Source organism: Paraburkholderia xenovorans LB400, from assembly GCF_000013645.1.
In the GTDB taxonomy this organism is placed as follows: domain Bacteria; phylum Pseudomonadota; class Gammaproteobacteria; order Burkholderiales; family Burkholderiaceae; genus Paraburkholderia; species Paraburkholderia xenovorans.
Map to the genome: position 1 here is coordinate 1,072,544 of NC_007952.1, position 25,813 is coordinate 1,098,356.

Genomic DNA, 25,813 nt, shown 5'->3' on the forward strand with positions numbered 1-25,813 from the left:
CGCCCCATGCACGCGCTCAAGCTGCCGGCCGCCGGATCGAAGGCAACGAGAGCAAGGCTGAAGAAGCCGCTCAAAAAGCGCTTTCCTTTCGCGGTGTGGCTGGCGCTGCTGCCGATGGTCCTGACAGTCGTGTTCGCCTATCTCGGCACGATGCTGTGGACCGCGCGCGTGTCGCTCAGCAATTCGCGCACCTTTCCTTCGGGCGACTTCGCGGGCTTCACGCAATACGCGCGGCTTTTCAATAACGCCCGGTGGCTGCTGTCGCTGCAGAACATCGTGATCTACGGCGTGTGCTTCATCGTGGCGTGCATGGTGATCGGTCTGCTGCTGGCGATTTTCATCGACCAGCGGGTGGTCGCGGAAGGCGCATTGCGCACGGTGTTTCTCTATCCGTACGCCATGTCGTTCGTGGCAACCGGGCTCGTGTGGCAGTGGATCCTGAACCCGGAACTGGGCGCGCAGGCCGTGCTGCGCAAGCTCGGGTTTGCGCATGCGCGCTTCGACTGGATCGTCGATCAGGACTGGGTGATCTATACGATCGTGATTGCAACCGTATGGCAGGCCTCGGGTCTGGTAATGGCGTTATTGCTCGCGGGCCTGCGCGGCATCGACGACGAACTGTGGAAGGCCGCGCGTATCGACGGCATTCCGCGCTGGCGGGTCTACGTGAGCATCGTCGTGCCGATGCTCGGACCGTCCATCTCCACCGCTTTCGTGCTGCTGTTCGTGATGGTGGTGAAGCTCTACGACGCCGTGGTCGCGATGACGCAAGGCGGCCCCGGCACGGCGAGCGAAGTGCCCGCGAAGTTCATCATGGACTATCTGTTCGGCCGCGCCAATATCGGGCTCGCGTCGGCGGCGTCGATCGTGTTGCTGGCCACCGTGCTGGCGATTCTCGCGCCGTTCTTCTATGCCCGCAGCCGCGCGGCGACTCGCCGGGAGGTGTGATGAACACATTCAGTTCGCCGCTGAAAGGCGGCACACCTGGCCGCGCACACCAGCGCCGCCGCCGCGCGGCGTTCACGCCGGCGCGTCTCGGCGTCTACGCATTTCTGCTGACGGCGGCGCTGTTTTTCCTGTTGCCGCTGTATGTGATGCTCGTGACCTCGGTCAAACCGATGAGCGAGATCCGTCTGGGCAATCTGCTGGCATTCCCCACGCATTTCACGCTCGGCGCGTGGAGCGCCGCGTGGCAGTCAGCCTGCACCGGGCTCGATTGCAACGGCATTCAGGTCGGTTTCTGGAACTCGGTGCGCATTGTCGTGCCGAGCACGGTCCTGTCGATCGTGCTCGGCGCGGTGAACGGCTATGCGCTGTCGTTCTGGCGGCCACGCGGCGCCGGCCTGCTGTTCGGCGTGCTGCTGATGGGCGCGTTCATCCCCGTGCAGGTGATGGTCTATCCGCTCGTGCGCGTGCTGGCGAGCGTGCATCTGTTCAGTTCGTTGCCGGGTATCGTGGTGATCCACACCATCTTCGGCATGCCGGTCATGACGCTGCTGTTCCGCAACTACTACGTGTCGATTCCGCAGGAACTGTTCAACGCGGCGCGCATCGACGGCGGCGGCTTCTGGCGTATCTTTCTGCAACTGATGCTGCCCATGTCCACACCGATCATCGTGGTGGCGGTCATCATGCAGGTGACGGGCATCTGGAACGACTTCATTCTCGGCCTCGTGTTCGCCGGCACCAGGAACCTGCCGATGACAGTGCAGCTGAACAACATCATCAACACGACGACCGGCGAACGCCTCTATAACGTCAACATGGCGGCGACCATTCTGACTTCGATGGTGCCGCTCGCGGTCTACTTCGTTTCGGGCCGCTGGTTCGTGCGCGGCATTGCATCCGGCGCCGTCAAGGGATAAGGCAATGGCAAACGTGGCTAATCCGGCAAACGCGATGGCAACTCCGGTCGCAAACACGGCAGACATGGCGAACGCGGCAGACGCGGTGAGCAGTCCCGAGGTGACGCACGCAGCGGCCCTCACGAATCCGGCCAACGTCGCCGTGCGCAATCTGACCATCCGGCTGGGCGCGAACACGGTGATCGACAACCTCGATCTCGACGTGCGGGCAGGTGAATTCGTCGTGCTGCTCGGCCCCTCGGGCTGCGGCAAATCCACCTTGCTGCACAGCATTGCCGGATTGATCGACGTAACCGGCGGCAGCATCGAGATCGCCGGCGAAGACATGACCTGGGCCGACCCGAAAGACCGCCGCATTGCGCTGGTGTTCCAGTCCTATGCGCTCTATCCGACCATGAGCGTGGAGCGCAATCTGTCGTTCGCGTTGCGCATCAACGGCACACCGAAAGCGGAGATTGCGCGGCGTGTGGCGCGGGCCTCCGAAATGTTGCAACTCGGGCCGCTGCTCAAGCGCAAACCGGCGCAACTTTCGGGTGGTCAACGGCAGCGCGTGGCGATCGGCCGGGCGATCGTGCGTGAAGCCGATGTGTTCCTGTTCGACGAACCGCTGTCGAACCTCGACGCCAAATTGCGCACCGAGCTGCGCCGCGAACTCAAGCAACTGCATCAACGTCTGGGCGCGACGATGATTTACGTCACACACGATCAGGTCGAGGCAATGACGCTCGCCACCCGCATGGCGGTGATGCGCGGCGGCGTGATCCAGCAGTTCGGCACGCCCGCCGAAGTCTACGCGCGCCCCGACAACCTGTTCGTCGCGACTTTTCTGGGCACGCCCGCGATGAACCTGCTCAAGGGCACGCTCGAAGCGCGCGACGGCGCGCTGCATTTCTGCACCGGACATTGGCGGCTCGACGTGTCGGATTACCCGTTCAGGACCACGCCGGCCAATGCATCGCCGTGCGTGCTCGGCGTGCGTGCCGAAGACGTGCGGGTGGGCGAGGGCGCGAGCGAGCGTGCAAAAGTTTCGCTGGTGGAGCCAATGGGCAACCACCGCGTTATCTGGCTCGACTATCATGGAGAGCAGGTCGCGTCGATCGACCAGACGAAAACGCCGTTGGCGGTGGAAGATACCGTGGCGTTCTCATTCGATAGCACACATGTCTCCCTGTTCGACGAAGCGAACGGCCAGCGTTTGTAGCGCCGCCACGCGGCGTCGCTCACAATACAACATGCCAGACGGAGAACCGCGTGGCAACACTCAAGGATGTCGCGGCACTGGCCGGCGTGGGCATGTCGACTGCCTCGCGCGCCATTTCCGGCAAGGGACCCGTCTCAGCGGATGCGGCCGCCCGCGTGAAAGCGGCCGTCGAGCAGTTGAACTTCCGGCCGTCTTCCATCGGCCGGGCAATGGCGACGCAGTCGCTCGGCATGGTCGGCATTTTCGTGCCGACGTTCTTCGGCTCCTACTACGGCACGATTCTCAAGCAGACCGACACCGAACTGCGCGCGGTGCGCCGTCATGTGGTGGTGGCGACCGGTTGCGGAGAAGTGTCGCCGCGCGAACAGGCTATCGAGGCGGTGCGCTTTCTGATCGGCCGCGATTGCGACGGCGTGGTGGTGATCAGCCACGATCTGCATGACGAGGATCTGATCATGCTGCACCGTATGCACCCGAAAATGGTGTTCCTGAACCGCGCGTTCGATCAGTTGCCGGAGGCGTCGTTCTGCGCCGACCATCACCGTGGCGGCGAACTGGCGGCGCGCACGCTGCTCGATCACGGCCACCGCGAGATCGCGGTGATTTCCGGCCCATTCACCGCATCGGACAACCAGACGCGTCTGCAAGGCTTCTTTGCCGAACTCGCCCGCGAGGGCATTGCGCGCGGCGAGGTCACGCTGATCGAATCGGACTTCTCGCCGGAAGGCGGCTATGCCGCCGCACAGAAACTGCTCGATACGAAACGCCGCTTCACCGGCGTGTTCTGCGCGAACGATACGATGGCCGTGAGCGCGCTGGCGCGTTTTCACCAGGCGGGCATTGCGATTCCCGACGAGGTGTCGGTGATCGGTTACGACGACGATTACTCCGCTGCGTACGCCGCGCCCGGACTCACGTCGGTGCATATTCCCACCGCCGAGCTGACGCAGAACGCCGTGCGCTGGCTGCTCAACCAGTGCTACCGGACCACGTGGGAGATTTTCCGCGAGTTTCCGGTCAGCGTGACGATGCGCGAGTCGGTGGGGCCGGCGCCGGGCGTGGCGGCGACCGCGATCGAAGCGGCACGTTTGAGTCCCACGCCTTAGCGGGATCTGGCGAGATGGCTTGAACCTTGAACCCCACGCCCTGGCGGGATGTCACGCGGTGGGCAAACCGCTGCGCGCGGTTGCCGTTGCCGTTGCTGTTGCCCTTGCCCTCGCCGCGAGCGGCAACGGCTCAGGTGCCGCTGTGCAGCGACTGCTCGTAGCGCAGGCGCGCTTCTTCGTCGAGTCGCGTGTCTTCCAGTTCCTGGAGCACGGCTTCGAGATCGATGGGGGTGGTGTCCGCTTCCACGTGGCCGGTCAACACGGCGTCGACATGCAACGCGCCCGCTTCGTAGAGCGCCCAGATTTCCTTGCCGTAGCGGGTGTCAAGCAGCTCCGGTGCGAAACGGCCGAAATACGTGGCGAGGTTGTTGACGTCGCGCTCGAGCATGGCGGGCGCTTCGAGATTGCCTGCGGCGTTCACCGCTTGCGGCAGGTCGATGATGACCGGGCCGTCGGCGGCAAGCAGAATGTTGTACTCGGACAGGTCGCCGTGAATCATGCCGGCGCACAGCATGCGCACCACCTGGTTCAACAGCAGCGCATGCAATTCGAGCGCGCGTGCCTCGGTCATTTCGACGTCGTTCAGACGCGGCGCGACGTCGCCCTGAGCGTCGGTCACCAGTTCCATCAGCAACACGCCGTCGGTGCAGATGAAAGGCTGCGGCACACGGACGCCCGCGTTGGCGAGCTGGAACAGGGCGTCGACCTCGGCGTTCTGCCAGGCCTGTTCCTGCACTTCGCGGCCGTAGCGGCTGCCTTTTTCCATGGCGCGCTGCTGGCGGCTGTTCTTGACCTTGCGGCCTTCGCGATAGGACGCGGCCTGGCGAAAGCTGCGCTGTTTGGCGTCCTTGTAGACTTTCGCGCAGCGTGTGGCTTCGCCGCTGCGCACCACGTAGACGGTGGCTTCCTTGCCGCTCATCAACTGGGAGATGACTTCGTCGATCAGGCCTTCTTCGACCAGCGGGAGCAGACGTTTCGGCGTTTTCATGCGACCGCCGAACGGCGATGGGCAACGCGGCAGCGACAAGCGGCCGGCTGCGAGGGCGGGTGGTGCGGGATTCGGGTCATGCCGGATTATACGGGGAGAGCGCGGCAAGCATGGAAAACAGCCCCTGCGTGGGGCGCAACTGCACCCGCATAACCTCTGAATGACTGCAATGCGTGCTCGCGCGAGTAGAAGCGTCCGTCTAATTGCGCGGCGGCGCTACGCAAGGTCGGCATGCAATTGGCTGGAGGCACAGGGCTCGCAAGCGTTTGCGTAGTGGAGCGCGTAGTGGAACATACGGTTCCTTGCGCTTTATGCTGCATTTCCTGCTGGGATTTCGCGCTATAGGACCACTGCCGCCCGCCAGATTGTTGTAGTTGTCGACACACTGATTTGCCGTTTTCCCTCATTCAATTCGCATGCCGATCGCTTAAACTTGCTGGTAACAATATGTTACGGGGTGCGAGATGCTGGCCATGTTCTTCATTGCCTGCCCGATCTGCATCGCCGCGTTGATTGGTTTCGCGCGGCACGTCGATCCGGTGACGGGACAATTCAAGCGTTGAATCCGCCAGTCGGATGTTTTCCGCAGCGCCGCCCGCCGTGCGCTGCGGTGTGCTGTTTTCCCGATCCGTTCTGGCTATAAGTCTTGCCTTTGAGTGCCGAGTCGCGGCACGATGCGCGATAACCTGAGATTAGGGCAGTATCGCGTATGCGAGATTTTCTGACGAGTATCACGGCGCGCGCGGGCGTGCTGAAGGGCATCCTTCCTCTGAACCGTGCAGCGGCGGCGCGCGATGCGCTGGCCGGCGTGCAGCTTGCGTCGATGGACATTCCGCAAGTGCTGGGCTACGCGCGCATTGCCGGCATGCCGGCCGTGACGGGCCTGTACACCGTCTTTCTGCCGCTGATCGCGTTTGCATTCTTCGGTGCGTCGCGGCACCTCGTCGTGGCCGCCGATTCCGCGACCGCCACCATTTTCGCGAGCCGGCTTTCCACGATGGCGCCGGCGTCCAGCGCCGAATATGCGGCGCTCGCCGCAACGGTGGCGTTGCTGACCGGCGTGTTGCTGTTCATCGCACGGATTTTCAAACTGGGTTTTCTGGCCGACTTCCTGTCGCGTACCGTGCTGGTGGGTTTTCTCGCCGGGGTTGGCGTGCAGGTGGGCATCAGCATGCTGGGCGACATGTCCGGCGTGCCCGGCCGCGCCTCGCGCAGCATCGATCAACTCATGCTGGTGGTGCGCGAAACGGCGCAGATACATTGGCCGACGCTCGCCATTTCACTGCTGGTGGTCGGCACCACGCTCGCTTTCAAACGCATCAGGCCGCGCCTGCCCGTGCCGTTGATCGCGGTGGTGGCGGGTATCGCCGCGAGTGATCTCTATCATTTCTCGGCCCACGGCATTGCCGTGCTCGGCCCGGTGGCGGGCGGATTGCCGCCGCTGCGCATGCCGCAGGTGACGTGGCAGCAGGTGCTCGATCTGCTGCCCGTCGCGGCTTCGTGCTTCGTGATGATCGTCGCGCAAAGCGCCGCTGCGAGTCGCGTGTTCGCCGAGCGTTATCACGAATCGGTCGACACCAATGCCGATCTGCTGGGTATCGCCGTGGCCAATGCGGCGGCCGCGTTTTCAGGCGCGTTCGTGGTGAACGGCAGCCCGACGCAAACCGCGATGGGGGATATCGCCGGCACGCGCAGCCAGTTCGCGCAACTGGTGTTCGCGGCGGTGGCGGTCGCGGTGCTGCTGTTCTTCAGCCGATTCCTGCAGTATCTGCCGCACTGCATTCTCGCCAGCATCGTATTTACGATCGCCATTGGCCTGATCAATCTGAGGACCTTGTTTGCGATTCGCCGCGAAAGCCCCGGCGAATTCGCGCTGGCCGTGTTCACCGCGGCGGCGGTGGTGCTGATCGGCGTGGAGCACGGCATCCTGGTGGCGGTGGCGCTATCGCTGCTGCGTCACGTGCGGCACAGCTACCGTCCGCACACCATGATTCTCGTTCCCGGCGACAACGGTGTGTGGGTGCCGGAGCCCGCCGTGCCCGGCATGCAGACCCGGCCGGGACTGATCGTCTATCGCTTCGGCGCCGATCTGTTTTACGCGAACGACCACTTTTTCGTCGACGACGCCCGCCGCCTGATCGACCAGGCGCCCAGCAAGGTGCGCTGTTTCGTGATCGACGCGAGCGCGATCACCGATATCGACTATTCGGCGGCACGCTCGGTGGGCGAGTTGTGCGCGACGTTGAAGCACGCCGGCATCGAGGTGTTCTTCGCACGCGTGAACCAGTATTTGCGCTCGGATATGGACCGGCACGGCATCACACCGATCATCGACGCGAGTTGTATTTTCAACACCTTGCACGAGGCGCTGCGCGCGGCCGGCGTGGTGAGTCCGACCGGCACCTGACGAGGCCGCGCTAGCGCAAGCGAACGCACGCATTGCGCGGACCTGTGGCGCGTTTTAGCGTTGCGGTTCTTCGTGAGCGAAGAAATAACCGATAAAGAAGCACGCACCCGCGACGGCGGCGCCCAGCGCGGCCACCGTATAAGCGAGCGCCGTGCCGTGCCAGAGCCCGTCGAACCACTGGTGCAACTGCGCCATCAGCACCGCCGCATTACCGCCGATGCGCTGCAATTCGATCTGATAGCGCGGATCGGCCACACTGTACAGGGAGACCGCGCTATCCGGCGGCGGCGCCATCGCATAGATGATCACCGCCGCGATCACGCCGGCCACGAGCGCCACCACGCCCGCCAGATAGAACCGCTTCTGCCGGGGCGAGTGCTGTGCTGCCGGGTTCACTTCATTGCCACCGCTCATCGTGTTCGCTTATCCGCTTCAGTCGTCACGGCGACAGTATCGCAGAGCGGGCGCGCTTCGAAGCGCGCTCAGCTTTTCGAAGTCAGCATCTTGATGCCGGCAATTCCGAACATGAGCGCGAGCGAGCCGTCGAGCCAGCGCCGGATCGCCACATAGACGCGCCGTGCGGAAGCGGTCGAAAACAGCACCGCATAGCCGCTGAACACCGAGACGCCGATGCACATGCAGCCGAGCACCACCGGCGCGGTGTGCGAAGTGCCGCCTGCCGGCGACATGGCTAGCGACACGATCGACAACCAGACCAGAATCGCTTTCGGATTGGTGAGATGCAGCAGCAGACCGCGCAGATACAGGCGCTCGAGCGGTTCATCCTGCCGCGCGCTGCCGGCGCGCAGCGGCTCGGCACGAAAGGCGGAACGCGCGGATTTGAAACCGAGCCACAGCAGATACAGCCCGCCTGCGACCTTGATTGCCACCAGGCATTCCGAGTAAGTGGCGAGCATCGCGGACAACCCCAGCGACGCCAGCAGCGCCCAGAAGAACGAACCCGACACCACGCCGAGCGCGAAGGTCAACGCGGATCGGCGACCCGCGCTCATGGCGAGCGACATGATGGCAAGATTGCTTGGACCAGGGCTCGCCGTACCGACGAAATACGCACTGTAGGCGATCAGGACATCGGCGGTGAGGAAGGGGCTGGCGATCATGGGCTGAACCTCGGCGGCGGGCAAACTGTGCGGCGCGTGCCGCGCGCACGGACGGGGAGCGGAAAGTGTCATGCGAACGACGATTCTGCCCGCGGCCGGACGGGCCTCACAGATACAGTTGCCCGTTCCCGCGACAGCACAATCATGCGCGCGCCGCGGTTCACACACCCGCCGCCGTGCCGATGCAATCGGCGAGCACGCCCGCCACCGCCTGCCGGCTATGCCGCGGACGCTGCACGAGCCCGATCTCCCGCTGAAAAGTCGCCTCGCCGAGTTCGAGCGCGGCGACGCCGGCGGGCCACTTGCCGAGCCCCGCGCTATCCGGAATCAGCGCCACGCCGATGCCGCGCGCGACCAGTTGCACGATGCCCTGCAATTCGTCCAGTTCGATCACGTCGTGCACGTTCAGCCGCGAGCGCCGCAGAAAACGGTCGACCAGCCTGCCGCCGAACGAGGTACGGTCGTAGCGGATAAACGGCTCGCTGCGCAGCAGTTCGCGCCATGACCGCGCGTTGCCCTTGCCGCGCACGAGCGCTTTGGGCACGAGCAGCACGAACGGTTCGGTGACGAGCGTGCGCCATTCGAGTTCGGACGGCAGCGCGAAGGGCGGCTTGATGATGACGGCCAGATCCAGTTCGCCGGAATCCACTTGCCCCAGCAAGCCCAGCGACACGCCGGGCACGACGCGAATTCGCCAGCCGGGGCGGTCGTCGCGAAAGCGCGCCAGCGCATCGGCGAGAAACGACACCTGCGCGGACGCAATGGCGCCGACCCGCAGCATGCCGCTTTCCGCCGCGACCGCGCCGCGTTCGGAGAGCCGGGCGTATAGCGTCATCATTTCTTCGGCGAGCGCGAGCGTTTCGCGGCCGGCGTCGTTGAGCGTGGCTGAGCGGCCGGTACGGTCGAACAGCGCAAAGCCGAGTTCTTCTTCGAGCCGTTGCATCTGCGCGCTCACGGCGGATTGCGTGAGGCCGATACGCGCCCCGGCACCGGAAAACGTGCCGTACTGGCTCACAGCAATGAAAGTCTTGAGTTCGCTCAGCATGATCGATTGATCGATTTTGGTGTTGGTCAGATAAAATATATATCGTTTTTCACCAATTTTAGTCATGGTTAAACTTGGCCTCACGCGTGTGGCCCGGAGTGCCTGCGCGTTCAACCTACCTAATTCCAATCAGCGAGTTTCCCATCATGAGCGTTGCCGATACCGTCTTGCCGCCGTTCCATCTGGCATTTCCTGTTCATAGCCTTGCCGCCGCGCGCGAGTTCTACGGCGAACTGCTGGGCTGTCCGGAAGGGCGCAGTTCGGACGCGTGGGTCGATTTCAATTTCTACGGCCACCAGATCGTCGCCCATCTCGCGCCCGAAGAAGCCGGCCACCGTCAAACCAGCAAGGTCGACGGCGACGCCGTGCCGGTCCGTCATTTCGGCGCGGTGCTTTCCATGCCGCAATGGCAGGCCGCCGCCGACAAGCTGCAGAAAGCGGGCATCGATTTCATCATCGAGCCGCATGTGCGTTTCAAGGGCGAAGTCGGCGAGCAGGCCACCATGTTCTTCCTGGATCCGTCGGGCAATGCGCTGGAATTCAAGGCGTTTGCGGATATGTCGTCGCTATTTGCCAGGTGACGCCGGCCGCTCGCCGTCGCGCCGGAATAAAACACCGGAACCGCCGCTGCCGAACGTGTCAGCAATATGGCAATTACGCGGTGATCGACTAAGCTTTTGACAGGCGCGAAGTATTTGCTTTGCGCAAATCAATCTGTGCGAGGTTCCGCGCTGCCTTCGCGGGACATCGCATCGAGGCAGCGCCTCAACCTCGGCTATCTTCCGCCATCAAACGTTTGCTTTTCGGCAAACAGCGGCGCAATTCAGACGCCCACTTTCCTTACATTAGCCTTCCTGACAATTCCGCCATTTTCGCGCCATGCAGACGTTGGTGCTATCGATCTAGCATAGGCGCTGATTCACCCATCCCTTACCTGCATTCTCTCGGGCACGTTTCATGTGGATCGTCAACGTTGCGCTTAAACGGCCATACACGTTCATCGTGATGGCCATTCTGATTTTGCTGGCGACGCCATTCGTACTGTTGACCACGCCGGTCGACGTGCTGCCGGAAATCAACATTCCGGTGGTCAGTATCATCTGGACCTATACCGGCCTGTCCGCTCAGGACATGGCCAACCGCATCACGTCGGTGAACGAGCGCAGTCTGACCACCACGGTCAACGACATCGAGCACATCGAATCACAATCGCTCGCGGGCATTACGATCCTGAAGGTGTTTTTGCAGCCGACGGCGAACATCCAGAGCGCCATTGCGCAAACGGTGGCCGTCGAACAGGCGCAGCTCAAACAGATGCCGCCCGGTGCCACGCCGCCCTTGGTGATCAGCTATTCTGCCTCCAGCATTCCGGTGATCCAGCTCGGTCTGTCGAGTCCGAAGCTCTCCGAGCAGGCACTCAACGACACGGCGCTGAACTTTCTGCGCCCGCAACTCGTGACGATTCCGGGCGCGGCCGTGCCATACCCTTACGGCGGCAAATCGCGGCTGATCTCCGTCGATCTGGACACGCGCGCGCTGCTCGCAAAAGGCCTGACGCCATCCGACGTGGTGAGCGCGTTCAACGCGCAAAACCTGATCTTGCCGACCGGCACGGCGAAGATCGGGCCGAAGGAATACACGATCAACATGAACGGCTCGCCCGCCACGGTGGAAGGGCTCAACGATATTCCGGTCCGCACGCTCAACGGCGCCACGACGTATCTGCGCGAAGTCGCGCACGTGCGCGACGGTTATTCGCCGCAGACCAATATCGTGCGGCAGGACGGCCACCGCGGCGTGCTGATGTCGGTGCTCAAGAACGGCAGCGCATCGACGCTCTCGATCGTCAATTCGCTGCGCGGCCTGCTGCCGGGCGCGCAAGCGGCGCTGCCGCCGGACCTGAAGATCACGCCGCTATTCGATCAGTCGGTGTTCGTGAAAGCGGCGGTGCAGGGCGTGGTGCGCGAGGCGCTGGTGGCCGCCGCGCTGACCGCCGCGATGATTCTGCTGTTTCTCGGCAACTGGCGCAGCACCTGCATCATCGCGATCTCGATTCCGTTGTCGATCCTGTCGTCGCTAATCGCGCTGCACGCGCTCGGGCAGACGATCAACATCATGACGCTCGGCGGTCTCGCCCTCGCGGTCGGGATTCTGGTGGACGATGCCACGGTCACGATCGAGAACATCGAACGGCATCTGCACATGGGCACGAATCTGCACGATGCGATTCTCGACGGCGCGGGCGAAATCGCGATTCCCGCGCTGGTGTCCACCCTCTGTATCTGTATCGTGTTCGTGCCGATGTTCTTCCTGACCGGCGTGGCGCGCTATCTGTTCGTGCCGCTTGCCGAAGCGGTGGTGTTCGCGATGCTGGCTTCGTACGTTCTGTCGCGCACGCTGGTGCCGACCCTCGCGATGCTGCTGATGGGACACGCCCACAAGCCGAAGCCGGGCGCGAAGCCGAATCTGTTCATGCGCCTCTATCACCGTTTCGATCGCGGGTTCGAGAACATGCGCGCCGCCTACATCATGATTCTCAGCAGCGTGCTGGTGCGCCGCGGCATGTTCGGCAGCGTGTTCCTCGGCTTCTGCGTGGTGTCGATGGGCCTGATTTTCGTGCTCGGCGAAGACTTCTTTCCGAGCGTGGATGCCGGCGACATTCGCCTGCACATGCGCGCGCCTACCGGCACCCGTATCGAGGAAACCGCGCGTCTGGCCGACCAAGTCGAAAACGTGATCCGCGAGGTCGTGCCCGCGAACGAGCTCGTCACGATTCTCGACAACCTAGGTTTGCCTTATAGCGGCATCAACCTCTCGTATAGCAATGCGGGCACGATCGGTACGCTCGACGGCGAGATTCAGGTGGCGCTCAAAGAAGACCACAAGCCGTCGCAGATCTACATGGACAAACTGCGCGCCATCTTGCCGCAGCGGTTTCCGGGCGTCGAGTTCTTCTTTCAGCCGGCCGACATCGTCACGCAGATTCTCAACTTCGGCTTGCCCGCCGCCGTGGACGTGCAGATTTCCGGGGCGAATCAGGAGGGCAACTTCGACATCGCGCGCAAACTGCTGAAACAGGTGCGCCAGATTCCCGGCACGGTGGATACGCACATCCAGCAGAAACTGGACGAACCGGCGATCAATCTGCAGATGGATCGCACGCGTTTGCAGCAACTCAATCTGAGCGCGAGCAACGTGGCGCAAAACGTGCTCATTTCGTTGTCGGGCAGTTCGCAGACGTCGCCGGGCTTCTGGTTCAACAACAGGAACGGCGTGGAATACAGCGTGGCCGTGCAGACGCCGCAATATCAGGTGTCGTCGATCGATGAACTGTTGCGCACGCCGGTATCGGGTTCGGCCAACGGGCCGACGCAACTGCTCGGCAACCTCGTGCGGGTCTCGCCGCAAACCCAGTTCGCGGAAGTCACGCACTACAACATCAGGCCGGTGATCGACCTGTACGTGAGCGTCGAGAAGCGCGACCTGGGCAGCGTGGCGAACCAGGTCGACAAGCTCGTGGACAACATGCGCGCGTCGCTGCCGCGCGGCAGCCAGATCACCGTGCGCGGCCAGGTGCAGACCATGCGCAGCTCGTTCTTCGGTCTGGGAGTCGGCGTGGCGATGGCGATCGTGCTGGTGTACCTGTTGATCGTGGTGAATTTCCAGTCGTGGGTCGATCCGCTGATTATCGTCAGCGCGTTGCCCGCGGCACTCGCGGGCATTGTGTGGATGCTGTTCCTGACCGGCACGCATCTGAGCGTGCCGGCCTTGACCGGCGCGATCATGACGATGGGCGTGGCTACCGCCAACAGTATTCTGATGGTAGCGTTCGCGCGCCAGCGGCTTTCCGCCGGCGCACCGCCGTTGACCGCCGCGCTCGAAGCCGGTGCAAGCCGGATCAGGCCGGTGCTGATGACCGCCTTCGCGATGATCATCGGCATGATTCCGATGGCGCTCGGTCTCGGCGAAGGCGCCGAGCAGAATGCGCCGCTCGGCCGCGCGGTGATCGGCGGATTGCTGTTTGCCACGGTGTCCACGCTGTTTTTCGTGCCCCTCGTGTTCGCGGCGATTCATACCCGCCTCGCACGCCGCCACCGCGGCGATGGTGACGGCGGTGACGATGGCGGCGCGAATCACACGGGTTCCGACGGCAACGGCCACGACGGCCCCGCGCCGGACCACGGCGGCGCCCCCAGGCCCGCGTAAAGTTAATTGACGGCTGACCGAGATAGCTGACTGAGATGACCGAAAAAACTCACGCATCGCTAGCGATTCCCTCGCGAGAGACCGAAGGCGGCCACGCCTTGCCGCCGCGCCATCGCGAATGGAAGCGCGCCAAAATTGCCGTCTGGATCGTGCTGGCGCTGCTCGCCGTCGGCGCGTTGCGCACGGTGATCGCGAACGTAATGCAAAACCGTTCGGTGGCGGAAACCACCAGGCAGAACGCCACCCAGTACGTGAACGTGGTGAGCCCGACACAGGCCGAAAGCGGCGGCAATACGTTGCTGCCGGGTACGCTGCGCGGCTATGTCGAGTCGCCGATCTATGCGCGCTCAACGGGTTATCTGCTGCACTGGTACGCCGATATCGGCACGCGTGTCAAACAGGGGCAACTGCTCGCCGATCTGGACACGCCGGAAATCGATCAGGAACTCGCGCAGGCCCTGGCGCAGCGCCAGCAAACCAGTTCGAGCCTCGGCCTTGCCAAAAGCTCGCTGGAACGCTGGCAGCAACTGCGTCAGCGCGATGCGGTCTCGCAACAGGAACTCGACGAACGCCAGAGCACGTATGCGCAGGACGTCGCCAATCTCGCCGCCGCGGACGCCAACGTGAAGCGCCTGCAGCAGCTCGAATCGTTCAAGCGCATCGTCGCGCCGTTCGCGGGCGTGGTCACGCAGCGCAATGTGGATGTCGGCGACCTGATCGACGCGGGCAGCGGCACGAGCCGCGCGCTCTTCGCGCTCGCGCAGTCGGACCCGCTGCGCGTTTATGTGCAACTGCCGCAGGCGTATGCGCAGAACGTGTCGGTCGGACAGAAGGTAGTGGTCACGCAGGCGGAACTGCCGGGCCAGCAATTCCACGGCACGATCACGCATATTTCCGGCGCGATCGACGTGCCCACCCGTTCGCTGCAGATCGAAGTGACGCTGCCTAATCCGGACGACAAGCTGCGCCCGGGTGCATACGTGCAGGTCGCGGTGCCGGCAGTCGCGCATGCGCAATTGATGGTGCCGGGCAACGTGCTGCTGTTCCGCGCCGAAGGCCCGCGCGTTGCAGTGGTCGATGCGAATGGCAACGTGCAGTTGCGCAAGATCGTCATCGCGCAGGATCTCGGACAGCAGCTCGAAATCGAAAGCGGGATCGAGCCGAGCGACAGGATCATCATCAACCCGAGCGATTCGATCGCGGACGGGGATCACGTGCAGGTCCAGCAACCGCAGGCCAACGGCAAGGGGGCGTCGTGAAGCGCGTGGCCACCTGCCGTGCGATAACGACGCTCGCGAGCACGGCGCTGCTGGCCGCGTGCACGGTCGGGCCCAACTATCAGCGGCCGCAGGCCGAGGTGCCGCCCACGTGGCAGACCGATTCGTACTGGCGCGTGGCCGTGCCGTCCCATGCGCCGATCTCGCCGGACTGGTGGAGCGCGTTCGGCGATCCGACGCTCGGCACGCTGGAAAGCGAGGCGCTCGCGCAGAATCAGACGCTGGCGGCGGCCAGCGCGCACTATGAGCAGGCCAGGGCGACGCTCGCCAACACTCGCGCGCAGCAGATTCCCGAAGTCGATCTGGGCGCGCAGGGATCGCGCTTCCGGATTTCGCAGAACCGTCCGCAAACCAACTACGGCACGCCGACGACCTCGACGGTGCAGAGCAACGTGCAGCTCGGCCCCACCATCAACTACGACACCGATCTATTCGGCCGGATACGTCGGGAGGTGGAAGGCTCGGTGGCCTCCGCGCAGCAATCGGCGGATGACCTCGCCAACGCGCGGCTCGTTCTCACCACGGATCTCGCCACTGACTACTTTTCGCTGCGCGAACTCGACGCCGAGATCGACGTGCTGAACCAGTCGGTGATATTGCAACAGAAGGCGCTCGATTACGTCACGACGGAACATGATCTCGGCTCGGTGTCGGGACTGGACGTGCTGCAGCAGAAATCGCTGCTCGACTCGACCCGCGTGCAGGCGCAACTGCTTCTGAATCAGCGCGCGCAGTTCGAGCATGCGATCGCCGCGCTCGTCGGCGTGCCGGCACCGCAGTTTTCGATCGCACCCAAGGTGGTCGATGTCCAGGTGCCGTCGATTCCGCTCGGCGTGCCCAGCGACGTGCTGCAACGGCGGCCGGATATCGCTTCGGCGGAGCGCGCGATGGCCGCGGCGAATGCGCAGATCGGCGTCGCCAAGGCGGCGTTTTTCCCGAGTCTGACGCTCACGCCGAGCATCGGCTGGGAAAGCACGCAGTTCGCCAGCCTGCTGAGCGCGCCCACGCTGATGTGGACGCTCGGCGCGGCGGTCGGCCAGGTGCTGTTCGACGGCGGCCGCCGCGCCGCGAACGTGCAGTTCGCGAGCGAAGGCTACAAGGTCACCGAGGCAAATTACCGCCAGACCGTGCTCACCGCGTTCCAGCAGGTGCAGGACGGCATCACCGGACTCTCCGTGCTGGACGGTGCGGCGAAGCAGTCGCGCGAAGCCGTCACGGACGCGCAGCATCTGCTCGCGCTTGCCAACGACCGCTATTCGGGCGGCCTCGTCGCTTACCTCGACGTCATCACCGCGCAGCAGTCGCTGCTGACCAGCGAGCGCCAGGACGTGCAGATTCACGGCCAGCAGATGACGCTCTCCGTGTCGCTCGTGAAAGCGCTCGGCGGCGGCTGGGACGTCGGCACGGACATGCCGGACATGTCGAAGAACGCGCAGCCCGGCGACGCGAAGGAGGCAATGGCTCCCGCGCGGTGAGCCGGTGGATCGTGCAGCAGCCGGGACGCAAGGTGAAAACCAGGCGTTTCGTATAATGTAGAGACAAGGGGACGCGCATGAAATTGCTGATTGTTGAAGACGAGCACAAGGTGGTGGACTACCTGCGCTCCGGTTTGACAGAGCAGGGCTGGGTCGTCGACGTCGCGCTCGACGGCGAGGAAGGCATGCACCTGGCCACCGAATTCGATTACGACGTGATCGTCCTCGACGTGATGCTGCCCAAACGCGACGGCTTCAGCGTGCTGAAGGCGCTGCGCATGCGCAAATCCACACCGGTCATCATGCTCACCGCGCGCGATCACGTGAACGACCGCGTGCGCGGTCTGCGCGAAGGCGCGGACGACTACCTCACCAAACCCTTTTCGTTCCTCGAACTGGTCGAACGCCTGCACGCGCTGGCGCGGCGCACCCGTTCACAGGAATCGACGCTGATTTCCGTCGGCGATCTGTTCGTCGATCTGATTGGCCGGCGCGCGACGCGCGACGGCGTGCGCCTCGACCTGACCGCCAAGGAATTCCAGCTGCTCAGCGTGCTGGCGCGCCGGCAAGGCGACATTCTGTCGAAGACCGCGATTACCGAACTCGTGTGGGACGTCAATTTCGACAGTCACACCAACGTGGTCGAGACCGCGATCAAGCGGCTGCGCGCCAAGCTCGACGGCCCGTTTCCCTCCAAGCTGCTGCATACCGTGCGCGGCATGGGTTACGTGCTCGAAGTGCGCGAGGAGGCGGAGCAGTCATGAACCGCTCGATCGCCCGGCGCCTCGCGTTGATGTTCGCGTTCGTCGCGCTGTTCGTCTTCACGCTGGTCGGCACGGGACTCTTTCTGGTGCTGCGCACGCAGCTCGAACACCATCTGCGCGAGTCGCTCGACGATCGCACGCAGATCGCGCGCATCATCGTCTATCACGCCGTGACGCCGGAAAAGTGGCGCATGGCGCGTGAAAAGCTCACGGACATGACACCGCACGACGGCAGCACGGTCTATGCGGTGTCGAGCACCGATCCGTATTTCCATTACGGCACGCCTGTGGAAGGTTCGGTGGTGACGAGCTGGCCGGGCGGTTACACGCGCGTGACGCCGGCCGACGGCGGCCAGGACATGCTGACCTCGACGGTGGTGATTCCGGCGTACGCGGCGCGTCCGCCGGTGCGATTGCAGGTGGCCGCGAGCTACTCACCCAATGTGCGCACCATGCGCGTGTTCGGTTCGGCGCTTGCCGCGTTGTCGGCGCTGGGCAGTCTCGCCGTGCTGTTGCTCAGCTATTCGGTGACGCGGCTCGGCCTCGCGCCGCTCACGCGTCTCACACGCGACGCTTCCGCCGTGAGCCCGAACAACCGCTCGCAGCGTCTGAACACGGCCTCGCTGCCGCTCGAACTGAACGACCTGGCGAATTCCTTCAACGGTGCGCTTGAGCGGCTGGACGGCGCCTATGGCCGCCTCGAATCGTTCAATGCGGACGTGGCGCATGAACTGCGCACGCCGGTGACGATTCTGATCGGGCAGACCGAAGTGGCCTTGACGCGCAATCGTTCGGTCGACGATCTGCGCCATACGTTGCAATCGAACCTCGAAGAATTCGAGCGCATGCGGGCCATCATCAACGACATGCTGTTCCTCGCCCGTGCCGATCAGGGCGAGCGGGCAACCGGCCTCGTCGAAGTGTCGCTGGCCGCGGAGGTCGAGCATACGCTGGAGTTTCTGGAGATTCCGCTCGAAGAAGCGCGGGTGCGCGCGCAATTGCGCGGCGACGCCGTGGCGCGCGTGAACCGCTCGCTGTTCGGCCGTGCCTGCACGAATCTGCTGATGAACGCGATCCAGCATTGCGAGCCGGGCGCGGAAATCAACGTGACGATCGTGTGCGAAGAGGATCAGGTGCGCGTCGCGGTGGCGAACCCCGGTGCGCCGATCTCGCCGGAGGTGCTCGAACATCTGTTCGACCGGTTCTATCGCGCGGAGGTCTCACGCACGAATAGCCGCGAAAACCACGGGCTGGGTCTGGCGATCGTGAAAGCGATTGCGGAGATGCATCGCGGTACGGTGTCGGCGCAAAGCGCGCACGGCATCAACACCTTCGCGTTCTCGGTCGCGGCGTTGCCGATGGAAGCCGGCCTGCGACCGGCGCGTCCGAACGCAGGCGCCGCGGCTGAGGTGGTGGATTATTCGTCGCTGGCGAAGGGCAAGTCGGCCTGAACCGGCAGCCGCCGTGGCGGCGTCAGCGCATTGGCCGGCGTCAACGCGCTGACGCGCACGCCGAGAAGCCGCAGCTTGCGGTTCAATTCCACTCTGCGCAGGCATTCGGTTGCCGCGCGCCGGATCTCGGCGGCGTCCGCGGTTGGCGCGTCCAGCGTCAGATCGCGCGTGACGGTGCGGAAATCGTCGTAGCGCAGTTTGATACCCACGGTGCGCCCCACATAACCCTTGCGCACCAGATCTTCCGCGACCCGCACGCACAGGCCGGTAAACGAACTGGATAGCGCCGGCCGGTCGTGACGCGGATGCAGATCGCGTTCGAAGGTCGTCTCGCGGCTCATCGACTTGGGCTCCGATTCGACCACCACCGGCCGCTCGTCGTGGCCTTGCGCGATCTGCATGAGCCACGCGGAATAACTGCGCCCGAAGTGATCCTGCAACAGCCCGGCGTCTGCCGCCGCCAGATCGCCGACCGTGGCGAGTCCGAGCGCGGTCAGCTTTTCCGCGGCCTTCGGCCCGATGCCGTTGACCTTGCGCACTGGCAGCGGCCAGACCCGCAGCGGCACGTCGGCCGGGGTGAGGATCGTGAGGCCGTCGGGTTTGTCGAGTTCGGAGCCGATCTTCGCGAGCAGCTTGTTCGGCGCCACGCAAATGGAGCAGGTGAGTCCGGTGGCCTGATTGACCGCCTGTTTGATGCGCGCGGCGATCTCGCGCGGCTCGCCCGGCAACTCGGTCAGATCGATATAGATTTCGTCGATGCCGCGGTCTTCGATCCGGTCCGTGAACGTGGCGACGGCGGCCTTGAACAGACGCGAGTAGTGGCGATACGAGTCGAAGTCGGTGGGCAGCAGGATGGCGTCCGGCGCGAGCACGGCGGCCTTCATCATGCCCATGGCCGAGAACACGCCGAGCGCGCGGGCTTCGTAAGTGGAGGTGGTCACCACGCCGCGGCCCGCGTAATCGCGCAGCTTCGCGAAGCGGCGGGTGCCGTCTTCGAGTGTTTGCGGCACGCCGTTGCGGCCGCCGCCGATCACCACCGCCTGGCCGCGCAGTTCCGGATAACGCAGCAGCTCGACGGACGCGTAGAACGCGTCCATGTCGAGGTGCGCGATGCGGCGGCTTGCAGAACTCATGGGAGGGCAAAAACGGATGACGGCAACGGCCAAACCGTCATAGTACCTTGCTCCGCCCCGGCAAGGGCCGCCCGGAAACGGCAGCCCGCCTCACGCAAACCCGAAAAGGCTGGCGCTTACTGCTTGATGCCTTCCGCCTGAATATGCAACGTGGTCTGCATCTTGAAACCGTAAGTCTTGCCGAAGTCGATGCCGAAGTCGTCGCGATTGAACGTCGCGGTGGATTCCGTGCCGCACACTTCACGCTTGAGCATCGGGTTCACAAAGCACTTGAACGACTCGATCTTCAGATTGACCGGCTTGGTGATGCCGTGCATCGTCAGCGTGCCGATCACTTCCACCGGCTTGTCGCCGTCGAAGCGGATCTGCGTGCCCTTGTAGGTCGCGCTCGGGTACTTGGCGGCGTCGAAGAACTTGTCCGTGACCAGTTCCGCGTCGAGCTTGTCGTTGCCGATATCCACCGAGCTCATGTCGATCGTCACGTCGACCGTGCCGGTCTTCGCCGCGCGATCCAGCACCACGGTGCCGCTGCTCTTCTTGAACTTGCCGCGCCAGATCGAAATGCCGCCGAAGTGGTCGGTTTCGAAGCTCGGGTAGGTGTGCGTCGGGTCGAGCTGGTACGTGTCGGCTGCCGAGGCGTTGAACGACAATACAGCGGCCAGCGCGCCCGCGGCGAGCAGAATGTTTTTCTTCAAGGTGTTCTCCAGGTTTCAGAAAGTGCTGCGACGCTTCGGTGCGGATTATTTCTTCGAAGCGACGAGGTGAAATTTGATGACGACTTCGTCGGCGACCACCGAGGTGTCTTTCCATTCGCCGGTGCCGACGTCGAATTGCGAGCGTTTGATCGGCAACGAGCCGTCGAAGGTTTGCGTGGCGCCCTGGCTGGCAATGGTGACGGGCACCACGACGGTTTGCGACTTGCCCTTGATGGTGAGCTTGCCGGTGATCCTGTACTGGTTGCCGCCCGCCGGTGCGATCGCGCTGGAAACGAAGGTCGCGGCCGGGTAGGCGGCGCTGTCGAACCATTCCTTGCCTTGGGCCTGCTTGTTGTAGTCGTCGGAACCGAGGTCGTAGCTGCCGGTGTCGATCGAAACATTGGCGCTGCCGGCGGTCGGTTTGGCCGGATCGAAATTCAGTTGCGCGGAGAACTTCCTGAACTGGCCGTCCACGGGCACGTTCATCTGCTTCGTGGTGGCGATGACGGTGCTTTTGCTGGTATCGACATCGGCGTGTGCGAAGCTTGCGCCGAACAGCGAGAAGGCCGCGATGCCGGCAAGCGTCGCACGGTGAGCTGAGAGGTAAAAGTTTGATTTCATGGTGATACGCATCCTATCGAACCCGCGCGCGTTGATTGCGCACCGCGGGGAATTAGATTGCCAACAGGCTGTTGCCAATCGCCTGCTGTCCGTCTGCTATGCATGGGTGCCCCTTGCTTGCGTGACCCTTCCGTCACCCGCCCCTGACCCGCGCTTCACGCGTGTTACCTGATGAATGGAACCATCCGCGCGAGCAGGCCATCGCGGTCGAGAAACTGGTGCTTCAGCGCCGCCGCCACGTGCATCGCCACGAGCGCGAGCAACGTGTAGTTGAGCAGTACGTGAACGGTGCGCAGACTTGCCTTGAGCGCCTGATCCGGGCCGATGAAGGTGGGCAGCGGCAGGATGCCGAGATACACCACCTGAATGCCGGCCGCGGAGCTATAGAAGTAGCCGGACAGCGGAATCGCCAGCATCAGCACGTATAGCACGGCGTGTACGAGATGCGCCGCGGCCTTCTGCCACGCGGGCGTGGCGCTGTCGAGCGGCGGCGCGCGGTGAGTGGCGCGCCACAGCACGCGGGCCACGGCGAGCACGAACACGGTCACGCCGATCCACTTGTGCCAGGAGAAATACTTCAGCTTGGTGGGCGTGAAGCCGGGAATATCGGTCATGATCCAGCCGATATAGAAGCCGCAGATCATCAACGCGGCGATCAGCCAGTGCAGGGTAATCGCGGCGCCGTGATAGCGGTCGGAACGGGCAGGGCGGGATGTCATGGTCTCGTGCTCGTGGGTCGCCGGCCATTGCCGGCGAATGCAGATCAAATGCGGATAGTAGGGATGCCAATGAAAACTGAATAGGCGTGCAGAAGAGAACACATTGTTGTATCGGTGACGCTAATGTCGCTGGAATAGAACGGCGTGGCGGCCGTAATGGAGCCGGGAGGTCATCCACTGTGGTAATTTGCCGCCTGAACCGCGAGGAGAGTTGGGAACCATGAACAGAATCGACAATAACCACATCGCGCTCGGCGCCGATTTCCTGCGGCACGACACGGCGCCTGCCGCAGCCGGAGTGGAAAGCTACATGGAGCATGACGCGGCGGTCTACCGCACCTTGCTCGAATCGACCAAAGCGATTCCGTGGAAGATCGAATGGGCGAGCATGGAGTTCGCCTATATCGGTCCGCAGATCGAAACCCTGCTGGGCTGGGCGCCGTCGAGCTGGAAAACCGTGCAGGACTGGGCGGCGCGCATGCATCCGGACGACCGCGACAAGGTGGTCGAATTCTGCGTCGCACAGTCGAAGGCGGGCACCGATCACGAAGCGGACTATCGCGCGTTGACGAGCCGCGGCGAATACGTATGGCTGCGCGACGTGGTGCATGTGGTGCGCGACGCGAATGGCGACGTGCAATCGCTGGTCGGTTTCATGTTCGATATCAGCGAACGCAAGAAGGCCGAGGAAAAAGTGGCCGCGCTGCAACGCGAACTCGAGGCGCTGTCGTTCAAGGACGGCCTGACGGGCGTCGGCAATCGCCGCGCGTTCGACACCACCTTGCAACGGGAATGGGCCGGAGCCTTGCGTCACGCGGCGCCGCTCTCGCTGATCATGGTCGATATCGACTTTTTCAAGTCCTACAACGATTACTACGGGCACGTGCAAGGCGACGAGTGCCTGAAGCGGGTTGCCGGCGTGCTGGGCAGCGCCGTGCGGCCGGGCGACTTCGTGGGCCGGTTCGGCGGCGAAGAGTTCGCGCTGATCCTGCCGAACACCGGCGCCGATGCGGCCCGGCAGGTGGCCGAGCGTTGCCGCGACCGGATTGCGGCCGAGGAGATCGCGCATGAACGCTCGCCGTTCCGGCAGACGGTGACCGCCAGCTTCGGCGTCGGCACGACGATTCCGGCGGAGGCGGACGATCCGGTGGCCTTCGTCAACCTGGTGGATACGCAGCTCTATCGCGCGAAGGACAACGGGCGCGATTGCATTGCGGCGGTCAACCGGGCAGCATGAAGCGCGAACCACGGCGGGGGTTTCAGGCGCGCAATTTGCTGATCGAGCGCCTGCTGCCGGTGGTGCATGTCACGGCGCGCGAGGCGCGGCACGGAGCCTCGTGCTCACACTAATCAAAAAATCCTGGGTCAAGTTTGTGAATTCGATTTTTCTGTCGTGGGGTATCGCCGCGGTCGCCACCGCGGGCGTCATCACCCGGCCGTTCAAATGGCCCGAGGCCGTCTGGGCCGTGGCCGGCGCGGTGCTGCTGGTGTCGCTCGGCCTGTTGCCCGTTCATCTGGCGATCGAGGCGATCGGCAAGGGCACCGACGTCTATCTGTTTCTGTTCGGCATGATGCTGCTGTCGGAAGTGGCGCGCCGCGAAGGCCTGTTCGACTGGGTGGCCGTGCTCGCGGTGAATCACGCTCAAGGCTCGCCGCGCAAGCTCTTCCTGCTCGTCTATCTGGTCGGCGTGGTGATCACCGCTTTTCTGTCGAACGACGCCACCGCCGTGGTTCTCACGCCGGCCGTATTCGCCGCCGCCAGAAAGGCGAAGACGGATCCGTTGCCGCTGCTGTTCGTCTGCGCGTTCATTGCCAATGCGGCGAGCTTCGTGCTGCCGATCTCGAATCCGGCGAACATCGTGCTGTACGGCAATCACACGCCCGCGCTCGGCGCCTGGCTGCTGCGCTTCACGCTACCGTCGCTGCTGTCGATCATCGCCACTTACGTGATGCTGCGCTGGACCCAGCGCGAGGCGCTGGCCGGCACCTGCGAGGCGAATCTCGAAGCGCTCGAACTGTCGTCGAGCGGGCGTGTGGCGCTCGCGGGCATCGCGGTCACGGCTGCCGTGCTGCTGACGGTCTCCGCATTCGACATCGCGCTCGGCCTGCCCACCGCGATACTCGGCGCACTGACCGCGCTGATCGTGCTGATTCTGGAGCGCAAATCGCCGCTGCCGATGATCCGCGAAATTTCATGGAGCGTGCTGCCGCTGGTTGCCGCGCTGTTCGTGCTCGTCGAGATGCTCGATCACACCGGCGTCATCGCGGCGCTGGCCCAACTGGCGCAGCGCGCCGCGCAACATAACGAACTGGCCGCGGCGGGCTGGGCCGGCAGCATCATCGCGATCGGCAGCAATCTGATGAACAACCTGCCGGCCGGTTTGATTGCCAGTTCGACCGTGTTGCAGGCACACAGTCCGGAGCGCGTGATCGACGCGCTTCTGATCGGCGTGGATCTGGGTCCGAACCTTTCGATTACCGGTTCACTGGCAACGATCCTCTGGCTTAGCGCGATCCGCCGCGAGGGCGAAGACGTGAGCTTCATGAAGTTTCTGAAGGTAGGGTCTGTGGTCATGCTGCCGGCGCTCGTGCTTGCGCTCGGCGCGCGGATTCTGACCGGCTGAAAAGCACACGCGGGGTTTGAGCGCGGCGCCGCAGGCTGGACACGCGGCGTCATGGCCGCGTGCCGCCGGCACGTAGTGTCGCCTGGGCGCGCAACGCTTCTTCCGCTTCTTTCAGCAGGCGCAATATCTCCGCGAGCCGTGCGACGCGTGCGCGTTGTGTCGGCATCAACGAGGGCCGCGCGAGACCGCGCAGGCGATCGTGCCAATAGGACAGCGGAATGTGATCGGTGCTGGAGATCGCCACGAATACGCGTTCGAGGTGGGCGATCTCCCTGTCTATTTCCTGATGGTTCATCTGATGTTTTCCGAAGGGTCGTCACGAACAACGTCGAGCAAGGGCCGTTCCGCATTCGTCGGGACGAATCGCGGGCGTTTCTTTTTCCTCGTTCCATTCCTCGATAACCGGGCGGTCGTCCGCTTTATTCCCGGCGATTCCACATTCCTCACAACAACGGGAATTCACCAGGCATTGCCGGCGGCAGCATGTTCTATGCTGGTTCCACACGTTTTTTCTGTAATCGGGCCGTAATCAATCCATCGGATGCACGTACGGCCGGCACGCACGACGCCGCGTGGATGAGACGCGTGACATGGCTCGACATGATTCTGGCGTTGCCTTGCGGCGGCGCTTCGCCAAGAATTCGGCCTGTCATCGGAACGGATCGCGGCGAACGGCAGGCGACGCACGGTGGCTCGAACGAAGGAGTCAATCATGAAGAAGTTGCTCGCTATCGTGCTGCTGAGTTGCGCAGCCACCGTCGCGCTCGCCCAAACCGCCGCCGCTCAGGCTACTCAGGGCGCTCAAGGCCAAAGCGGCAATCCGCAGCGCATGGCGCGCATGGTGCAGCAGTTGCAAACGCGCTTTGCGAATGCCAATACCACGCACGACGGCAAGCTCACAAAGGATCAGGCCGCCGCCGGCATGCCGATGGTGGCCAGACATTTCGACGAGATCGATACGCAGAAGGCGGGCTACATCACCTTGCCGCAGATCGAGGCATTCATGCAGCAACGCGCGGCGGCACACTGAGCCGCGCGGGCATTGGCGCGAGCATGGAGCCGCGGCGCGGCGTGTGCCGCCGGCGCGCGAGCCGTCCGGCCGCACCCATCGCCGT

Annotated in this window: 23 protein-coding genes; 14 read left to right on the forward strand and 9 right to left on the reverse strand. The window is 63.8% G+C overall.

Features of this window, described 5'->3' with window-relative positions; translation table 11 throughout:
- Positions 1-6 precede the first annotated feature (6 nt).
- The 4 genes from BXE_RS26765 to BXE_RS26780 are packed head-to-tail and all read left to right on the forward strand — an operon-like array spanning position 7 to position 4,172.
- Positions 7-948, forward strand: a complete 942-nt coding sequence (locus tag BXE_RS26765; RefSeq protein ID WP_011491258.1) for a carbohydrate ABC transporter permease — start codon at positions 7-9, stop codon at positions 946-948.
- Positions 948-1,865 (forward strand): carbohydrate ABC transporter permease, encoded by a 918-nt coding sequence (locus BXE_RS26770; protein WP_011491259.1) that lies wholly within the window; start codon positions 948-950, stop codon positions 1,863-1,865. Before BXE_RS26765 ends, BXE_RS26770 begins: the two co-directional genes overlap by 1 nt.
- 4 nt (positions 1,866-1,869) lie before the next feature.
- On the forward strand, positions 1,870-3,066 hold the full coding sequence (locus BXE_RS26775) for an ABC transporter ATP-binding protein (protein WP_040124892.1): 1,197 nt from the start codon (positions 1,870-1,872) through the stop codon (positions 3,064-3,066).
- Positions 3,067-3,116: 50 nt separating this feature from the next.
- Positions 3,117-4,172 (forward strand): LacI family DNA-binding transcriptional regulator, encoded by a 1,056-nt coding sequence (locus tag BXE_RS26780; RefSeq protein ID WP_011491261.1) that lies wholly within the window; start codon positions 3,117-3,119, stop codon positions 4,170-4,172.
- Positions 4,173-4,302: 130 nt separating this feature from the next.
- On the opposite strand, the gene BXE_RS26785 is transcribed toward BXE_RS26780, so the two are convergent.
- Complete coding sequence (locus BXE_RS26785; RefSeq protein ID WP_011491262.1) at positions 4,303-5,160, reverse strand: PA4780 family RIO1-like protein kinase; 858 nt, start codon at positions 5,158-5,160, stop codon at positions 4,303-4,305.
- A gap of 709 nt (positions 5,161-5,869) precedes the next feature.
- Here BXE_RS26785 and BXE_RS26790 point away from each other — a divergent pair.
- Positions 5,870-7,567, forward strand: coding sequence for a SulP family inorganic anion transporter (locus BXE_RS26790; protein WP_011491263.1), 1,698 nt, complete (start codon positions 5,870-5,872; stop codon positions 7,565-7,567).
- Positions 7,568-7,621: 54 nt separating this feature from the next.
- Here BXE_RS26790 and BXE_RS26795 read toward each other — a convergent pair whose 3' ends face one another.
- The 3 genes from BXE_RS26795 to BXE_RS26805 form a co-directional block, all read right to left on the reverse strand.
- Complete coding sequence (locus tag BXE_RS26795) at positions 7,622-7,981, reverse strand: hypothetical protein (protein ID WP_011491264.1); 360 nt, start codon at positions 7,979-7,981, stop codon at positions 7,622-7,624.
- Positions 7,982-8,049: 68 nt separating this feature from the next.
- A complete protein-coding gene (locus BXE_RS26800) occupies positions 8,050-8,688 on the reverse strand; it encodes a LysE family translocator (RefSeq protein WP_011491265.1) in 639 nt (212 codons plus the stop codon).
- Positions 8,689-8,848: 160 nt separating this feature from the next.
- Positions 8,849-9,733: a LysR family transcriptional regulator gene (locus BXE_RS26805; RefSeq protein WP_040125440.1), complete on the reverse strand. Its 885-nt coding sequence runs from the start codon at positions 9,731-9,733 to the stop codon at positions 8,849-8,851.
- A gap of 146 nt (positions 9,734-9,879) precedes the next feature.
- Here BXE_RS26805 and BXE_RS26810 point away from each other — a divergent pair, with 146 nt between their 5' ends.
- The 6 genes from BXE_RS26810 to BXE_RS26835 all read left to right on the forward strand — a co-directional run bounded on the left by BXE_RS26810 (position 9,880) and on the right by BXE_RS26835 (position 18,906).
- The gene (locus BXE_RS26810; RefSeq protein WP_011491267.1) at positions 9,880-10,314 is read left to right on the forward strand and encodes a VOC family protein; all 435 of its coding nucleotides are present in this window, start codon (positions 9,880-9,882) and stop codon (positions 10,312-10,314) included.
- 376 nt (positions 10,315-10,690) lie between these two features.
- Positions 10,691-13,939: an efflux RND transporter permease subunit gene (locus BXE_RS26815; RefSeq protein WP_011491268.1), complete on the forward strand. Its 3,249-nt coding sequence runs from the start codon at positions 10,691-10,693 to the stop codon at positions 13,937-13,939.
- A gap of 35 nt (positions 13,940-13,974) precedes the next feature.
- Entirely contained in the window at positions 13,975-15,198 is a 1,224-nt protein-coding gene (locus tag BXE_RS26820) for an efflux RND transporter periplasmic adaptor subunit (protein WP_011491269.1), read from the forward strand.
- Positions 15,195-16,691 (forward strand): efflux transporter outer membrane subunit, encoded by a 1,497-nt coding sequence (locus BXE_RS26825; protein WP_011491270.1) that lies wholly within the window; start codon positions 15,195-15,197, stop codon positions 16,689-16,691. The genes BXE_RS26820 and BXE_RS26825 overlap by 4 nt, the downstream gene beginning before the upstream one ends.
- Positions 16,692-16,768: 77 nt before the next feature.
- Positions 16,769-17,455, forward strand: a complete 687-nt coding sequence (locus BXE_RS26830) for a heavy metal response regulator transcription factor (protein WP_007176723.1) — start codon at positions 16,769-16,771, stop codon at positions 17,453-17,455.
- Positions 17,452-18,906, forward strand: coding sequence for a heavy metal sensor histidine kinase (locus tag BXE_RS26835; protein ID WP_011491271.1), 1,455 nt, complete (start codon positions 17,452-17,454; stop codon positions 18,904-18,906). The genes BXE_RS26830 and BXE_RS26835 overlap by 4 nt, the downstream gene beginning before the upstream one ends.
- Here the strand turns inward: BXE_RS26835 and dinB are convergent.
- The 4 genes from dinB to BXE_RS26855 form a co-directional block, all read right to left on the reverse strand.
- The gene (dinB, locus tag BXE_RS26840; protein WP_011491272.1) at positions 18,873-20,039 is read right to left on the reverse strand and encodes a DNA polymerase IV; all 1,167 of its coding nucleotides are present in this window, start codon (positions 20,037-20,039) and stop codon (positions 18,873-18,875) included. The two genes, BXE_RS26835 and dinB, sit on opposite strands and share 34 nt — an antisense overlap.
- 116 nt (positions 20,040-20,155) lie before the next feature.
- Positions 20,156-20,734, reverse strand: a complete 579-nt coding sequence (locus BXE_RS26845; protein WP_011491273.1) for a YceI family protein — start codon at positions 20,732-20,734, stop codon at positions 20,156-20,158.
- A gap of 45 nt (positions 20,735-20,779) precedes the next feature.
- On the reverse strand, positions 20,780-21,355 hold the full coding sequence (locus BXE_RS26850; RefSeq protein WP_011491274.1) for a YceI family protein: 576 nt from the start codon (positions 21,353-21,355) through the stop codon (positions 20,780-20,782).
- A 164-nt stretch (positions 21,356-21,519) separates the two neighbouring features.
- Entirely contained in the window at positions 21,520-22,074 is a 555-nt protein-coding gene (locus tag BXE_RS26855; RefSeq protein ID WP_011491275.1) for a cytochrome b, read from the reverse strand.
- A 220-nt stretch (positions 22,075-22,294) separates the two neighbouring features.
- On the opposite strand from BXE_RS26855, the gene BXE_RS26860 reads away from it, so the two are divergent.
- A complete protein-coding gene (locus BXE_RS26860; RefSeq protein WP_011491276.1) occupies positions 22,295-23,311 on the forward strand; it encodes a sensor domain-containing diguanylate cyclase in 1,017 nt (338 codons plus the stop codon).
- A gap of 136 nt (positions 23,312-23,447) precedes the next feature.
- Entirely contained in the window at positions 23,448-24,698 is a 1,251-nt protein-coding gene (locus tag BXE_RS26865) for an arsenic transporter (protein WP_040125438.1), read from the forward strand.
- Between the two features lie 49 nt (positions 24,699-24,747).
- Here BXE_RS26865 and BXE_RS26870 read toward each other — a convergent pair whose 3' ends face one another.
- A complete protein-coding gene (locus tag BXE_RS26870) occupies positions 24,748-24,993 on the reverse strand; it encodes a hypothetical protein (protein ID WP_011491278.1) in 246 nt (81 codons plus the stop codon).
- 417 nt (positions 24,994-25,410) lie between these two features.
- Between BXE_RS26870 and BXE_RS26875 the strand changes: the two genes are divergently transcribed.
- Entirely contained in the window at positions 25,411-25,728 is a 318-nt protein-coding gene (locus tag BXE_RS26875; RefSeq protein ID WP_011491279.1) for a hypothetical protein, read from the forward strand.
- Positions 25,729-25,813 lie beyond the last annotated feature (85 nt).